The sequence below is a fragment of the Stenotrophomonas sp. 278 genome (assembly GCF_003935715.1).
In the GTDB taxonomy this organism is placed as follows: Bacteria; Pseudomonadota; Gammaproteobacteria; order Xanthomonadales; family Xanthomonadaceae; genus Stenotrophomonas; species Stenotrophomonas maltophilia_AH.
Genome location: NZ_RHPP01000050.1, coordinates 1 through 15704 on the forward strand (window position 1 = coordinate 1; position 15704 = coordinate 15704).

General features: G+C 65.3%; 12 protein-coding genes and 1 pseudogene. 6 read left to right on the forward strand and 7 right to left on the reverse strand.

All coding sequences use genetic code 11. The features are described 5' to 3' along the window. A pseudogene (locus tag EGJ34_RS10170) lies at positions 1-602 on the reverse strand (lytic murein transglycosylase); the annotation flags it as partial. Between the two features lie 174 nt (positions 603-776). Here EGJ34_RS10170 and EGJ34_RS10175 point away from each other — a divergent pair. After that, complete coding sequence (locus tag EGJ34_RS10175) at positions 777-1187, forward strand: biopolymer transporter ExbD (protein WP_125360368.1); 411 nt, start codon at positions 777-779, stop codon at positions 1185-1187. A gap of 161 nt (positions 1188-1348) precedes the next feature. Beyond that, positions 1349-4219: a TonB-dependent receptor gene (locus tag EGJ34_RS10180; RefSeq protein WP_125360369.1), complete on the forward strand. Its 2871-nt coding sequence runs from the start codon at positions 1349-1351 to the stop codon at positions 4217-4219. 41 nt (positions 4220-4260) lie between these two features. On the opposite strand, the gene EGJ34_RS10185 is transcribed toward EGJ34_RS10180, so the two are convergent. Next, positions 4261-5769 carry an arylsulfatase gene (locus EGJ34_RS10185; RefSeq protein WP_125360370.1) on the reverse strand — a complete coding sequence of 503 codons (1509 nt, stop codon included), beginning with the start codon at positions 5767-5769 and terminating at the stop codon, positions 4261-4263. Between the two features lie 196 nt (positions 5770-5965). Continuing rightward, the gene (gene fhuE / locus EGJ34_RS10190; RefSeq protein WP_125360371.1) at positions 5966-8149 is read right to left on the reverse strand and encodes a ferric-rhodotorulic acid/ferric-coprogen receptor FhuE; all 2184 of its coding nucleotides are present in this window, start codon (positions 8147-8149) and stop codon (positions 5966-5968) included. A 273-nt stretch (positions 8150-8422) separates the two neighbouring features. On the opposite strand from fhuE, the gene EGJ34_RS10195 reads away from it, so the two are divergent. Continuing rightward, complete coding sequence (locus tag EGJ34_RS10195) at positions 8423-8905, forward strand: VOC family protein (RefSeq protein WP_125360372.1); 483 nt, start codon at positions 8423-8425, stop codon at positions 8903-8905. A 103-nt stretch (positions 8906-9008) separates the two neighbouring features. After that, positions 9009-9878, forward strand: coding sequence for an EamA family transporter (locus EGJ34_RS10200; protein WP_125360373.1), 870 nt, complete (start codon positions 9009-9011; stop codon positions 9876-9878). A 111-nt stretch (positions 9879-9989) separates the two neighbouring features. On the opposite strand, the gene EGJ34_RS10205 is transcribed toward EGJ34_RS10200, so the two are convergent. From EGJ34_RS10205 to EGJ34_RS10220, 4 genes are all read right to left on the reverse strand, one after another. Beyond that, the gene (locus EGJ34_RS10205; RefSeq protein ID WP_185750136.1) at positions 9990-10727 is read right to left on the reverse strand and encodes an endonuclease/exonuclease/phosphatase family protein; all 738 of its coding nucleotides are present in this window, start codon (positions 10725-10727) and stop codon (positions 9990-9992) included. A gap of 56 nt (positions 10728-10783) precedes the next feature. Then, positions 10784-11623, reverse strand: a complete 840-nt coding sequence (locus EGJ34_RS10210; RefSeq protein WP_125360375.1) for a thiol:disulfide interchange protein DsbA/DsbL — start codon at positions 11621-11623, stop codon at positions 10784-10786. A 109-nt stretch (positions 11624-11732) separates the two neighbouring features. Continuing rightward, positions 11733-12386 (reverse strand): thiol:disulfide interchange protein DsbA/DsbL, encoded by a 654-nt coding sequence (locus EGJ34_RS10215; protein ID WP_125360376.1) that lies wholly within the window; start codon positions 12384-12386, stop codon positions 11733-11735. Positions 12387-12488: 102 nt separating this feature from the next. Beyond that, positions 12489-13271: a c-type cytochrome gene (locus EGJ34_RS10220; RefSeq protein ID WP_125360377.1), complete on the reverse strand. Its 783-nt coding sequence runs from the start codon at positions 13269-13271 to the stop codon at positions 12489-12491. Positions 13272-13424: 153 nt separating this feature from the next. On the opposite strand from EGJ34_RS10220, the gene yihA reads away from it, so the two are divergent. Both yihA and EGJ34_RS10230 read left to right on the forward strand, forming a co-directional pair. Beyond that, on the forward strand, positions 13425-14048 hold the full coding sequence (gene yihA / locus EGJ34_RS10225; protein WP_125360378.1) for a ribosome biogenesis GTP-binding protein YihA/YsxC: 624 nt from the start codon (positions 13425-13427) through the stop codon (positions 14046-14048). A gap of 283 nt (positions 14049-14331) precedes the next feature. Then, positions 14332-15696 (forward strand): glutamate--cysteine ligase, encoded by a 1365-nt coding sequence (locus tag EGJ34_RS10230; RefSeq protein ID WP_125360379.1) that lies wholly within the window; start codon positions 14332-14334, stop codon positions 15694-15696. The last annotated feature ends 8 nt before the right edge of the window (positions 15697-15704 follow it).

Below are 15704 nucleotides of genomic sequence, written 5' to 3' on the forward strand. Positions count from 1 at the left end.
GCGCTGCGCATGACCGCCGGCTGCTGCTCGTCCGCCGCAGCGTCGATGCGGGCCCAGCGTAGCTCGGCGCTCAGCCCGCCCTTGGCGTCAAGTACGGCGAATACCGGGTCGCAGGCATCGGGCAACGACTTGCCGGTGCTCTTCCAGATCGCTTGGGCATCACTCACCCACTGCGCATCGGCCTTTCCAGTGGCCTGACGCGCATTGAGCTGCGCACAACGCAGGCCCACGTTGTCGGTGGGAACCCAGTTGGCCAGCAGGGTGTTCCAGTCCTGGCGGCGCGCCACGGCCGGCAGCCACACGCTGCGGAAGCTGGTGGCCACGGCCTGGCCGTTGTAGCGCTTGAGGAAGTCCTGCGCTTGGGCGGTGCTGACCGTGTCGATGTTGCGGCGCAGATTGGCGTACTCCAGCCAGCCGTACAGGGGATGCTGGCTCAGTCCGCCGGCCTGGGCTGGGTTGAACTGGCCGCGTTCGGCGCTGTCGATGGCGGTTTTGATCTGCGCGCGCTGCGCGTCGAGGCTCTGCGCCCGGGCGGGGAGAGCCGCGGCGACGGCAACGGCAGCGGCAGCGGCGCTGAGCAGGAGCGGGGAAAGTCGATTCATGCCCAAAAGGATAGCGGGCTGCGGTGAAGGCCGGCGTAGGTAAACCTACCGGTGGATGAACGTAACTTCAGCACACCCTGAACAGGCCGCTGGCGCGGGCGTAATGTCGGGGACGCACGACCAACGGTCGTGCGCTACCGGGATTCCACATCGTTCGCATACGGGGATATCACCATGGCATTCAGCGCAGCAGGCTCTTCTTCCTCCGGCCCCCTGGCCGACATCAACGTCACTCCACTGGTCGATGTCATGCTGGTGTTGCTGATCATCTTCATTGTCACCGCGCCAATGATCGCCCGCCCCATTCCGGTCAATCTGCCCCAGCGCACCGACATCGCGCAGCCCATTGAACCGCCCCCTCCGATCGAGCTGCGGGTGGATGCCGGCAACCAGGTGTTCTGGAACGGGCAGGCGGTCGCTGTCTCTTCACTGCACGGGCGCATGCAGGACGTGGCGCAGGCCAACGCCGGCAATCTGCCCGTGCTGCGTATCGACACCAGCCCGGAGGCCGAATACGACGTGATGGCCAAGGTGCTGGCGGCGGCCAGCAATGCCCATATGGACCGCATCAGCTTCGTGAGATAACCGATATGGGCCGACCAAGGCTGTCTTTTTTGTAAAACCCGCGTGAAAGCGGGGTTTTCATCACGCCTTCATCTTTACAGGTTGTTTACAAAGGAAGGGCCGCCGCGTTTCAAGGGGGAGCGCGGCGGTCCCAGACCAACATTCCTTTGGAGAGAGAGCGAATGAACACCCTGCATCACCGCCCCTTGGCGGTTGCTGTCGCGTTGTGCCTGTTGGTTGTACCCGCGCTGGCCAGCGCCCAGGAAACACCTCGCCCCACCACCGAACTGGACCGCGTCGACGTCACCGGTACCCGCATCAAGCGCGCCGAAGTCGAGGGCCAGGTGCCGATCCAGACCCTCAGCCGCGAGCAGATCGAGCAGACCGGCCTGAACTCCATCGGTGAAGTGCTGCAGCAGCTGACCGGCTCCGGTTCGGCGCTGAACGCCAAGTTCAACTCCTCCGGCAACTTCGGCTTCCCCCCTGACGGTAGCGGCGTGGGCGCGGGTTCGGCCCAGGTTGACCTGCGCCACCTCGGGGCCAAGCGCGTGCTGGTGCTGGTGGACGGCATCCGCTGGGTGAACGAGTCTTCGGCCTCCGGCGTGGGCGCGGCCACCGACCTCAATACCATCCCCCTGGCCATCGTAGAGCGCATCGAAGTGCTCGAAGATGGCGCGTCTTCGCTGTATGGCTCGGACGCCATTGCCGGCGTGGTCAACATCATCACCCGCCGTGAGTTCGACGGCGGACAAGTCACCCTCAACTACGGTGAGTACAGCAAGGGCGACGGCACCCAGAAGGGCGTGGACCTGGCTTGGGGCACGAGTGGGGACCGCTACAGCCTGTTCCTGGGTGCCAGCTGGACCAAGCAGGACCCGGTGTATGCAAGCACCCGCGAACAGTCACGCGTGCCGATCCCGGGCACCGGCCTGACCTTCGGCAGCTCTGCCACGCCGAATGGCCGCTTCATGTTCACCGACCCCAATACGGGGATCGACTACAACATCACGCCCAATAACGGGGTGACCAACCCCACCTTCAACGGTGTGGGCGGTTGTGACCGCACCGACGACTACCATTGCTTCGCCACGGCGGACCGCTTCAACTTCGCCGAGTACAACCTGCTGCTGACCCCGTCCGAGCGCAAGGGCATCTTCGGCCAGTTCCGCTTCGACATCACCGACAACGTGCAGTGGTACATCAAGGCACTGGGCAACCGCCGTGAGTCCACCAACCAGGCCGCCCCCGAGCCGCTGTTCTTCGGTCCTGACGGTGCCACCGGCAACCCGCTGGCCGACAACATCGTCATCTCGGCACTGAATCCGTACAACCCGTTCGGCTTCGACCTGGATTCGTCGAGCAACCTGAGCATGGTCGGCCGCCGTCCGGTGGAGGGTGGCGCGCGTGTCTTCGAGCAGGAGGTCAACACGCAGTACTTCGCCACCGGCCTGGTCGGCAACTTCGACGCCGCCGACCGCAGCTGGTACTGGGACGTCAACGGCATGTACAGCAAGAACAAGGCCGAACAGACCAACTATGGCAGCTACGACATCTTCAAGGTGAACATGGCGCTGGGCGACCCGGCCGTGTGTGCGGCGACGCCGGGATGCGTGCCGCTGAACATCTTCGGCGGCCCCGGTACGATCACGCCCGAGATGCTGCAGTGGATCCAGCCGGTGGTGCGCGACCGCAGCGTCAACGAGCTGAGCCTGTTCACCGCCAACCTGAGCAGTGACCTGTTCAACCTTCCGGCCGGACCGGTGTCGTTCGCGACCGGTTATGAGTACCGCAAGTACGAAGGGTCCTACACCCCGGATCCGCTGACCGTGCGCGGCCATTACAACGGTGTGCCGTCGTTGCCGACCTCCGGTTCGTATGACGTCAACGAAGCGTACCTGGAGTTGAGCGTTCCGATCTTCGCCAACACCGAGATCGGCTCGAAGATGGATCTGAGCTTGGCCGGACGCTACTCGGACTACTCGACCTTCGGTGGCGAGTTCACGCCGAAATACGGCCTGCGCTGGCAGGTGACCAACGACTTCGTGCTGCGCACCAGCTACGCCGAGGGCTTCCGTGCCCCGTCCATCGGTGAGCTGTACGGCTCGGCCGCGCGCGCGGACCTGCAGTTGTTCGATCCGTGCTCGGTCGGCCTGGGCGGTACACCACCGCGTGGCAGCGCGGCCAACTGCGCGGCGCTGGGCGTGCCGGCCGGCTTCCAGCAGGCCAATTCGCAGATCTCGGTCACCACCGGCGGCAATCCCGAACTGGACCCGGAGCGTTCGCGCAGTTTCAGCGCCGGCTTTGTGTGGAGCCCGTGGTTCGGCAGCAACACCTCGTGGTCCGAACGCTTTGACGTGGAAGTGACCTTCTACCGCCACCATATTGAAGGGGCGATCCAGGCCATCGATGCGCAGACCCAGCTGGACCTGTGCGTGGATACGCTGGATTCTGTGTACTGCGATGGCATCAGCCGTGCGAGCACCGGCGCGGTCAGCGCCTTCAACAACCGGCTGACCAACCTCGGCTCGATCAAGACCGATGGCTGGGACGTGGACCTGTTCTGGACGCTGCCACAGAGCGACATCGGCCAGTTCAAGATCGGCTGGCAGAACACCTTCGTCGGTCGCTACGAGGCGCTGGGTGCTGCGGGCCAGAAGCAGCCGCAGGAGCCGGGCATCGAAGTGGTGAACAGCTCGATTCCGGAGTGGACCAGCAACGCCACGCTGGGCTGGAGCCTGGGCGCGTGGAATGCGTCGTGGACGGTGCGGCACATTTCCGAACTGACCGAGCAATGCGGTGATGCCTCCACCTTCCCGGTCTGCAGCGATCAGGCGGCGGGGACCAATACGCTGTCAGCCACCACGTACCACGATTTCCAGGTGGGCTATAAGATCGACTGGATGAAGGGGCTGCAGCTGAGCGCAGGCTTGAACAACGCCTTCGACAAGGATCCGCCGATTTGCCTGTCGTGCTCGTTGAACGGCTATGACGCCTCCACGTATGACATCCCGCGTGGGCGTTACTGGTACCTGCGCGCGGACCTGCGGTTCTGATGTAAGGGGCACCGGGCAATGCCCGGTGCCCCGCTTTCGCATCACGACTTCGGCAGCATTGCGTCCATCACGCGGTCGATGCTGAAGCTGGCCGCACGCGCACGCGGCGGAAATTCCTTGAAGCTCTGCAGCCACTGCGCCAGCATAGGTGGCGCGGCGTACAGCAGGAAGTTCTGCTCGAGGAACCAGTCGTTGTACTTGAAGCTCTCCTCACCGCGCTCGAACGGATCGGCACGCAGGTCGAAGAACTTTGGTATACGCATTTCCGACAGCGGCTCGCGCCAGCTTTGCAGGCCCACCGCACGCTGCTCGGCAAACACCACCTTCCAGCGGCCCAGGCGCACGCCCATGCATTCTCCGTCATCGCTCCAGTAGATGAAGCCTTCGCGTGGGGCATCTTGGCTCTTGCCCGACAAATAGGGCAGCAGGTTGACTCCGTCCATGTGTACCTTGTAGGTGCGCCCGCCCATGCTGTAGCCCTTCTTCACCTTTTCGACCAGGTCCGGCTCGTCATTGGCGGCAGCGAAGGTGGGAATGAAATCCTGCAACGAGGCGATGTCGTTGATCACCCGTCCCGGTTCGATCACGCCCGGCCAGCGCATCACGCACGGCACCCGCCAGCCGCCTTCCCAGTTGCTGTCCTTCTCGCCACGGAAGGGCGTGGTGCCGCCGTCGGGCCACGTGCACACTTCGGCCCCGTTGTCGGTGGTGAATACCACGATAGTGTTGTCTGCAACGTTGAGTTCATCAAGCTTGTCCAGCAACTGGCCGACGTAGCCATCCAGCTCGACCATGCCGTCCGGGTAGGTGCCCAGCCCAGTCACACCTTGCGATGCTGGCTTGAGGTGAGTGAACACGTGCATGCGGGTGGGGTTGAAGTAACAGAACCACGGCTCGTTGGCCTGCGACTTGCGCGTGATGAAGTCCAGGGCGGATGCGAGGAACTCCTCATCCACGGTCTCCATGCGCTTGCGGGTCAGCGGGCCGGTGTTCTCGATCTGCTGCCGGCCGACCTTGCCGAACTGTTCGTCGACGGTGGCGTCTTCCTTGTCGATGGCCTTGCACTTGAGTACGCCACGTGGACCGTACTTCTTGCGGAACGCAGGGTCCTTGGGATAGTTCGGATACTCAGGCTCTTCTTCGGCATTGAGGTGATACAGGTTGCCGAAGAACTCATCGAAACCGTGCACGGTGGGCAGGTGCTCGTTGCGGTCGCCGAGATGGTTCTTGCCGAATTGGCCGGTGGCGTAGCCGAAGTGCTTGAGGAACTCGCCAATGGACGGGTCTTCGAAGCTCAAGCCCAGCGTGGCACCGGGCATGCCGACCTTGGTCAGCCCGGTGCGGATCGGCGACTGGCCGGTGATGAATGCGGCACGTCCGGCCGTGCAGCTCTGCTGGCCGTAGAAGTCGGTGAAGTTGGCCCCTTCACGCGCGATGCGGTCGATGTTGGGGGTGTGGTACCCCATCACGCCGTTGTTGTTGCAGCTGATGTTGAACCAGCCGATGTCATCGGCCATCACGAACAGGATGTTCGGTTTTTGGGCGGCCATGAGAGTCGTCCTGCGAGGGGAGGTCCGGGCAGGGTAGGGCGTGGGCACGCCGGAGGCATCCGAAGAAGTGCTGCAGGCGCGACGGTAAGAATACCGAGACCCAAAAGCGCAAGGCCCGGGAAATCCCGGGCCTTGTGCGTGTTGCCGTGTTGTTCCGTGCAGCCGGGCAAGCCCGGCTCTACGTGGCAACCACGAATCAGAACGACCAGGTAAACGTGATCGAGCCGTTGCGCTCGTCGCCGAAGGCACCGTAACCATTCACCTGCGACAGATACTTCTTGTCCAGCAGGTTGTTCAGGTTGGCCTGAACACTGAACTGCGGGGCGATGCGGTAGCGCACGAAGGCATTCACCAGTGCATAGCCGCCCTGTTCGATCTGGCCATAGGCCGGCACCGGGTAGTAGATGCGGTTCTGCCAGTTGGCACCACCACCGAAGGTCAGGTCGGTCATCGACTGCGGGGTGTAGCTGGTGAACAGCTTGATCGCGGTCTGCGGCAGACGGGTGTTGATGTCGGTGCCGTCGGCGTCCTTGGCCACGTAGCGCGACGCACCGAAGCTGGCATTCCAGCCCGGGGCCAGCTCGCCGTTCACTTCCACTTCGAAGCCGCGGCTGACAGTGCCACGCGCGCCGACGTAGGCGAACTCGAACTCACTCCCAGGAACCAGCTGAGTGGTCGCCTGGCCGACGTTGTCCTGTTCGATGCGGAACACGGCGGCCGAGGCATTCAGGCGATCATCGAACCATGCCGCCTTGACGCCGACTTCGTAGCTCTTGCCGTCCACCGGGTCCAGATAGCCGCCCTGCTGGTTGCGCAGGGTCTGCGGCTGGAAGATCTCGGTGTAGGAGGCGTACGTGCTCCAGGTGTCATTGAAGTCATACACCAGGCCGGCATATGGCGTCGTCACCTTGTGGCTGAACTTGCTGACCGTGGTGCCTTCGATGCCGTCCAGGCTCCAGTCGGTGTAGCGCGCGCCCAGGATCAGCTTCAGTGGCTCGGCCAGCGACAGACGGGTCGCGGCATAGGCACCCTTCTGGGTGATCGTGCCGCGGCTCTGCTGCGCCATGTCGCCCCAGTTCGGTTCGCTGATGTCGCCGGTCCAGTTCAGGTAGCTGGTGAACGGGTCCCAGGGCTGGGTCGGGCCGCCTACAACATAGCTGCCTGCGTTCAGGTACTCGCGCTTGTTGTAGCTCAGGCCGCCCATCACTTCATGCTTCAGGCCGAACAGCTCAAACGCGCCGCTGAAGTAGCCATCCACCGCGTTGACCTTGCGCTCGGTGTTGTAGAAGCCGGCAGACGGAGAAACGCCCGCACCGGTTTCGCGGTCGAACAGCGACGCACCGGTCACCCAGTCGTTATACGCCGGGTAGAACAGCTTGTCGTCGGCCTTGGTTTCATCATGGGTCGCGCCGATGCGGACCATCCAGTCCTCGTTGAAGTCGTGCTCCAGCGTGGCGAACGCGCGCTTGCTGGTGGTGTCCCAGTAGGTCCACTTGGCGGCCGAGTTGAATGTCTCGTCGTAGCCGGTCGAGCTGCCGTCGGAGTACAGCATCGGGAAGCCGCCCCAGGTCGCGCCATTGGCGCGCTTCTGCTGGTAGTCGTAGCCCACGCTCAGCTGGGTGTCCGGGGTCAGGTCGGCGTCGATCACCGCATAGCCCAGCGTCTTGTGCTGGTCGTAGCGGTCCATCTGCGATTCGGTGTCCAGGTAGCTGCCAATGACGCGGGCGCGTACCGAGCCGCTCTTGTTCAGCGGGGTGGTCACGTCGACAGTGCTGCGGGTACGGCCCCAGCTGCCGACGTTGACGGAGACGCTGCCGGTCAGCTCGGCGCTGTCGGCGTGCTTGCGGATCAGGTTGACCGAGGCCGACGGGTTGCCGGCACCGGTCAGCAGGCCGGTGGAACCGCGCACGATTTCCACGCGGTCATAGATGGCCAGATCCAGGCCGGAATCGCCGTAGCTCCAGTTCTGCACCATCTGGGTGGGCAGGTTGTCGAACTGGTAGCTGTCGATGTAGAAGCCGCGCGCATAGAACTCGGTGCGCTCGGTGTCGGACTGGGTGCTGCTGACGCCGGTGGTGTTGCTCAGCACGTCGAGAATGTCGTCGAGATTCTGGTCCTCGATGCGCTGGTGGCTGATGATGCTGATCGACTGCGGAATCTCGCGCGGGGCGAGGTTGAAGCGGGTACCGGCGGAGGTGCGGCGCACCGAGAACCCTTCCGCGCGCTCGCCCTTGACCACGATCTTGTCCAGGGTGGTGGCGTCGGTGCTGTCCTGGGCAAATGCCGGGGCAGCAGCAAAGGTGGCCAGCGCGACCAGCAGCGCCTGCGGCAGGCGGTGGTGGGGCAGGCGGCGGGACAGCACGGCAGTGCGACGGGTCATCAGCGGTTCCTGGGCAGCGGCGCGCGCCAGGCAACTCTCCACGCTGAGCCAGGCGGTGCGCGAAATAGGAGGGGGCAGGTCGTGGCTGGGCCTTGAATCCAAAGCACCGGGCTCGGTAACTGATCGCCGCCGCACCTTCCTGGTGTGAACGGGATCACGCTATGTTAATGCGAATCATTGTCAGGCGCAATGCGACACCCAGTCGCGCTTCTGGCCTGGTCTTAACACGTCGCGGGCCAGGATGGCGGGCAATCCACCGGCGGGAGCGCCCTGATGATTGCCAAGAACACGATCTGTCTCTGGTACGACGGCGCCGCGCTGGAGGCGGCCACCTTCTATGCCGCCACCTTCCCGGACAGTGCGGTCAACGCGGTGCACCGGGCCCCGTCGGACTACCCGGCGGGCAAGGCGGGGGATGTGCTGACCGTGGACTTCACCGTGCTGGGCATTCCCTGCATCGGGTTGAACGGCGGACCGGCGTTCAAGCACAGCGAGGCGTTCTCCTTCCAGGTCGCCACTGACGACCAAGCCGAGACCGACCGCTACTGGGACGCCATCGTCGGCAATGGGGGCCAGGAAAGCGAGTGTGGCTGGTGCCGCGACAAATGGGGCCTGTCCTGGCAGATCACCCCGCGTGTGCTGACCGAGGCGTTCACCAGCAGCGATCCGGCGGTGGCCAAGCGCGCCTTCGAGGCGATGATGACAATGACGAAGATCGACGTGGCCCGAATCGAAGCAGCGATAAAAGGCTCGTAGAGCCACGCCCTGCGTGGCTTCGACCGTGCCTGGCACCGCGCAGCCACGCAGGGCGTGGCTCTACGGGATATCCGGCTGCCCCAATCGGCACTATCCTCCCGCGATGTCGACCTCGCGCCATGCCTCGCTGCTTCCCGTTCTGGCCGTCCTCGGCTCCGTCACCGCGCTCGCGGTCGGTACCTCGTTCGCCAAACAGCTGTTCCCGCTGATCGGCGCGCAGGGCACCAGCGCGCTGCGCGTAGGCTTCTCGGCGCTGGTGTTGCTGGCCGTGTTCCGGCCCTGGCGCTGGACCACAACGCGTACCGACGCGGGCGCGATCCTGCGCTACGGCCTGACCTTGGGCGCAATGAATCTGATGTTCTACATGGCGCTGCGGACCATCCCGTTCGGGATCGCGGTGGCGATCGAGTTCTGCGGTCCGTTGGCGGTGGCGATGTGGTCATCGCGCCGGCCGATCGACTTCCTCTGGGTGGGCTGTGCGGTGGCCGGGCTGCTGTTGCTGCTGCCGCTGGGCCACGGCGAGCCGCTGGACCCCACCGGGGTGATGTTTGCGCTGGGTGCGGCGGCGTGCTGGGCGATGTACATCATCTTCGGCAAGCGGGCCGGCCATCTACCGGCCGGGCACACGGTATCGCTGGGCATGTGTGCGGCCGCGCTGGTGGTGGTGCCGGTCGGCGTGGCGCATGCCGGCGCGGCACTGTTGGACCCGAAGATCCTGCTGTTCGGACTGGGTGTGGCGATTGTGTCCAGCGCCATTCCCATGTGGCTGGAGATGATGGCGCTCAAGCGGCTGCCGAAGGAAACCTTCGGCATTCTGATCAGCATGGAACCGGCGGTGGCCGCATTGCTGGCGATGGGCCTGCTGGCCGAGCATCTGACCGTGCTGCAGTGGACGGCGATTGGCTGCACCGTGCTGGCGTCGGTGGGAAGTACGTTGACCGCAAAGCCGACGCAGATGCCGATCAACACCTGACCACCGCGTCGGCCTCCGGGCACCGCGATGACGCGCATGGCGCGTCACTACGGGATGCCGACGGTAGTGACACGCCATGCGTGTCAGCGCGATGCCAGATCCAGGCGTTGCCTAGCGCACCGCTTCCGCTGGCACATCGATCTCCATCGCAAGCGCCAGATGATCCGAATACGCCGCCGGTACCGCTTCGGCACTGCGCTGCTGCAGGTTGCTGCTGAGCAGGATGTGGTCGATGGCGCGGTCGGGCCGCCAGCTGGGAAAGGTCGGCACCGCGCAGCCGGGCGGCTGCAGGGTGGTCTTCTGATAGAGCGCCTGCATCTCCGGCCGGTCGGCCAGGCAGTTGAAGTCGCCCATCAGCACGGCATTGGGGTGGTCGCTCAACAGCTCGGCAATGAACGCCAACTGCGACATGCGCGAGTTGGTGCCCAATGACAGGTGCGCCACGGCCACCAGCAGGCCTTCGTTGCCCTCGCCAAACTTGGCCAGCAGCACACCGCGCCCGCCGATGCGGCCGGGGAGGGCGTGGTCCTGGACTTCCACCGGCTCCAACCGGCTCAGCAGACCATTTGCACTGGAGGCGACGCCGCCCATGCGGCGGTTGGGCTGATGGCTCCAGTAGTTGAAGCCGGCACGCTGGGCCAGATAGTGGGTCTGGTTGGTGAAGCCTGAGCGCAGGCTGCCGGGGTCGGCCTCCTGCAGGCCGACGATGTCATGACCGCGGGCCAGCTGGGCGATGGCGTCCAGGCTGGTCCGTTTGCGTCCCGCCGGCAGCGCATGTGACCAGCTGCGGGTCACATAGTCGCTGTACCGGCGGGTACTGGAACCGGCCTGGATGTTGGCCGTCAGCAGACGCAGGGTCCGGGTGTTGGGGGTTGTCACCACGGTTTCTCTTGGTACTTCAGAACTCAGTTGGCCTTGGCGGCACGTTCGCGGGCGATCAGGTGATCGGCCACGCGCAGCGTGTCTGCAAAGCCCTTGCCCTTGACCAGGTACTTGCCGTTGACCACGATCGACGGGGTGCCGGTGATCTCGCTGCGCTGGGCAAACTGCTTGGCTTTGTTGATCTGGCCGCTGACCGAGAAGCCGTTCATTTCGCTCACGAACTTCTTCGCGTCCACGCCGTGCTTGGCGTAGAAGTTGGCGATGTCTTCCGGAGTGTCGCGACCGCGCTCGCCCTTCAGCTCGTTGTTGACGTGGATCGCGGCATACAGCGCGTCGTGGGTCTTCTCTTCAACGCCCAGGTTCTGTGCGGCGAAGAAGGCCCTGCCGTAGGTGTCCCAGGTGCCGCCAAACATCGCCGGCACGTAGACGAAGTTCACGTCGCTGGGCAGGCCGGCCTTCCACGGGCCCACCATCGGCTGGAATGCATTGCAGGCCGGGCAGACGAAACCGAAGATCTCAGCCACTTCGATCTTGCCGGTCGCCGGGGCGAACGGCGCACCGGCCTTCAGCACGATGTAGTCGGTGCCTTCCACCGGAGCCGGGCCCACCGGGGCGGTGGCGGCCGGAGCCGGACCGGTCTCGGCCGGGGTCTGCGCACCGGCTTCTGCAGCGGCCTGCTCGGCGGCTGCAGTCTCGCCGCTGGCGGCGCTGGTTTCCGGCTTGATGGAGGCCGGATCCGTGATCGGCGCTTCGGTCGCGGCCGGGGTTGCCGGGGCGGTGGTGTTTTCACTGCCGTCCTTGGCCTGGCAGGCCACCAGGATCGGCAACAGGGCCACAAGGGCGAGGGCGAAACGGGTCTTCATGGAAGCGTCTCCAGCGATAGAGCAGGGGAAAGCCGGCGCGTCATGCGCCGGCCAGGGGGGAATGATGACACGCGGTCAGCCCACCGCCGCGTGCAGGGGGTGTGAGGGTTCAGCGAGCCTTGGCACCGCGTTCGCGGGCGATCAGGGCGCTGGCAACGCGCAGCTGCTCGTCAAAGCCATTGGCGGTGACCAGATACTTGCCGTTGATGATCATCGACGGGGTGCCGGGAATCTGGGTCCGCTTGGCGAAGGCGCGCGCAGCAGCCAGTTTCTGGTCCACCGCCTCGCTCTTCAGCGCCGCGATGTAGCGGTCAGGCTCGACGCCGTACTGCTTGTAGAACGTAGCCAGCTCGTCCGGGGCGATGTTCTGCATCGGCAGTGAGCCGTCCTCATGCAGGGCCTTGAACATGGCGGCATGGCTGCGCTTGGCGACACCGACCTGTTTGGCGGCGTAGTAGGCACGTGCGAAGGAATCCCAAGGGCCACCAAACGCGGCGGGGACCGGAATGAAGTTGACATCCTTGGGCAGCTTCTTCGCCCAGGCTTCCAGCGACGGCTCGAAGTGCGCACAGTGCGGGCAGGTGTAGCCGAACACTTCCACCACTTCGATCCGGCCGCCGGCCGGGGCAAACGTGCCGGGGTTCGCCAGCACCTCATAGTCTTTGCCTTCCACCAGCGGGGCCGAAGCCGGAGCGGCCAGTACGGCCAAGGGGGAAAGGGCCAGCAGCAACAGCATCAGGCGGGGGATCAACGTCTTCAACATCCGTCTCCATCGGAAAAACAACGCCGGCCTGATGCCGGCGTGAAGGGGAACATACCCTGACCACGCGGCAGGCGCACCTGCCGTCGGTCGTGGGCGAACGGTTCAAGGGGTTCGCGCGGGCGCGGCAGCCACGTCGTCGGCGCGGTTGTGCAGCCCCTGCAGGTAGCTGCCGAGTGCCTGGATTTCCTGTTCGGTCAACGACTTGGCGATGCTGGCCATGATCTGGAAGTGCGCCTTGTCGGTTTCCTGGGTCACCCCGGCCTGGTATTCCTGCAGGCGGCGCGCCACATAGCTGGCGTGCTGGCCGCCTATGTGCGGATACGCCGGACCCGGGTTGCCCGCACCGGTGGGACCATGGCAGGCCATGCAGGCGGGAAGGCCGCGCTGGGCATCGCCACCGCGATAGAGCTGCTGGCCAACCTCGTAGAACTTCAGGCCCTTGTAGGGCCCGTCGGCGACCACGCTGTCATCGGCCAGGCCCGCGTTGGCCTTCTGGGTGGCGAAGTAGGCACCGATATCGCGCATGTCCTGAGGGGTCAGGTCCTGTACAAAGGGCACCATCGCCGCCGCCGCCCCGGAACTGCGCTGGCCGTTGGCGATCAGCGCCATCTGCTGGGCCGCATAGCGTTCACTCTGGCCGGCAATGCTCGGGTACATCTCCACCGTCGAGTTGCCATCGGCCGAGTGGCAGGCCGCGCAGGCCGCCGCCTTGGCCTGACCGGCTTTGGGGTCACCCCAGGTGGTCTTGCTGAAATCCACCTCGAGCGAGGCGGTCTTCACCGGCGCGTTGTCGGGCAACGGGGTGATAGAGGTCTGGGCGACCGCAACAGCGGCCAGCAGCGATACAGCAACAGCGGAAACGGCAAGAACGCGAGCATGGCGCATGCGGAAGCTCCGTGTGGACCGGCCTGGCAGGTGCTGGGTGCACCCGCGGGGATCGGCCGATTATCCATGCCGGTTTGCGCCGGGGTCAACGCGGCAGTGCGGCAAAAGCCCCCGGCTGCGGCGCATCCGCCCCGGACATGCGATCCTATGCACATGTCATTGCTCCTAGAACGCGCCCATTACCTGCTCTCGGCCCACAACATCCGGCAATTGCCGGACGATGTCGGGGCCGAAGTCGCCTTTGCCGGTCGCTCCAACGCCGGCAAGTCCAGTGCCCTCAACGCCCTGACCCGCCAGAACGGGCTCGCCCGGGTTTCCAAGACCCCCGGCCGCACCCAGCAGCTGGTGTTCTTCGAGGTCACTCCCGAGGCCAAGCTGGTCGATCTGCCCGGCTACGGCTACGCCAAGGTTCCGCTGGACCTGCAGGCGCATTGGCAGGCCTTCATCGACCAGTACTTTCGCACCCGCGAGGCCCTGCGCGGCTTGGTGGTGGTGATGGACATCCGCCACCCGCTGAAGGACTACGACCGGCAGATGCTGGGCTACGCCGTGCAGCGCGGCCTGCCGGCACATGCGCTGCTGACCAAAGCCGACAAGCTCGGCCGTGGCCAGCAGGGCATCGCCCTGCAGAAGGTGCGCAAGGACCTGCAGTCCTCGTTCGGCGACACCGTCAGCGTGCAGACCTTCTCCGGCCCGGCCCGCCAGGGCGTGGACGAAGCGCGCGGCATCATCGGTGGCTGGCTGGGCTTGAACAAGCCGGCACCTGAGGCCGCATGATCGTGGCCGCCCGACCAACGGGCGGGCGCTACCGCCGGTAGGTATGGACCGTTGGTCGATACCCGCGTGATCACTTCCGGCTGTTGCCGATCTCTGTCGGTTTCAGCCCATGGCGCGCTGGGAAGCGCCGCAGCCGCGGTTAGCGTCAAGGGGCATCCGGTGGAATGCAGCAACCCGCCACGGTGACACGTTGTACGCAGGCAGCGCGATATAGTGCGCCCTTGCGACGCCGGGCCCCCAGCCCCACATCGCGTTCCCCGCCCCGAATTCTGCGAGCCACCCCTTGTCGAGCCCCAGCCACGTCGCCGAGACGCCGATCACCGACCGCAATGAACTGGTCGCCACGTTGGCCTCCGGCGAAAAGCCCAAGGCGCAGTGGCGCATCGGCACCGAGCACGAGAAATTCGGCTTCCGCCTGGATGACCTGCGTCCTCCGACCTTCGACGGCGACCGCGGGATCGAGGCGCTGCTGACCGGACTGACCCGCTTTGGCTGGGCTCCGGTGCAGGAAGGCGGCCGCACCATCGCGCTGCTGCGCGATGGTGCATCGGTGACGCTGGAACCGGCCGGCCAGCTGGAACTTTCCGGTGCGGCACTGGAGACCATCCATCAGACCTGCGTGGAAACGGGCACCCACCTCAACGAGGTGGCACAGGTCGCCGCCGAGCTGCAGCTGGGCTTCCTCGGCATGGGCTTCCAGCCGAAGTGGGCGCGCGCTGACATGCCCTGGATGCCCAAGGGGCGCTACCGGATCATGCGCGAATACATGCCCAAGGTCGGGCAGCTGGGCCTGGACATGATGACCCGCACCTGCACGGTGCAGGTCAACCTGGACTACGCCACTGAAGCGGACATGGTGAAGAAGTTCCGGGTGTCGCTGGCGTTGCAGCCGATCGCCACCGCGCTGTTCGCCGATTCGCCGTTCACCGAGGGCAAGCCGAACGGCTACCTCAGCTACCGCTCGCACATCTGGACCGATACCGACGCCGACCGCACCGGCATGCTGGACTTCGTGTTCGAAGATGGCTTCGGTTACGAGCGGTACGTGGACTATCTGCTGGATGTCCCGATGTACTTCTCCTACCGCGATGGCGTGTATCACGACGCGAGCGGGCAGAGCTTCCGCGACTTCATGCAGGGCAGGTTGCCGGTGTTGCCGGGCGCGCTGCCGACGCTGCGCGACTGGTCGGACCACATGACCACCGCGTTCCCGGAAGTGCGCCTGAAGAAGTACCTGGAAATGCGCGGTGCCGACGCCGGCCCGTGGAGCCGCCTGTGTGCGCTGCCCGCGTTCTGGGTGGGGTTGTTGTATGACGAGACCGCGTTGGACGCGGCGTGGGATCTGGTCAAGGACTTCAGCCTGACCGAGCGCCACGCGCTGCGCGACGGTGTGCCGCGCCAAGCGATGAACCTGCCTTTCCGCAACGGTACCGTGCGCGACCTGGCCCGCGAGGCGGTGAAGATCGCGGTGGCCGGCCTGCAGCGCCGTGCGGCACGCAATGTCGATGGCCAGGACGAAAGCCGCTTCCTGGAAGTGCTGCAGGAAATCGTCGATTCCGGCCTGACCCCGGCCGAGCGCAAGCTGGCGCTGTACCACGGGGAGTGGGACCAGAACGTGGACCCGGTGTTCTCGCAGTTCGCGTACTGAGCCTCCCA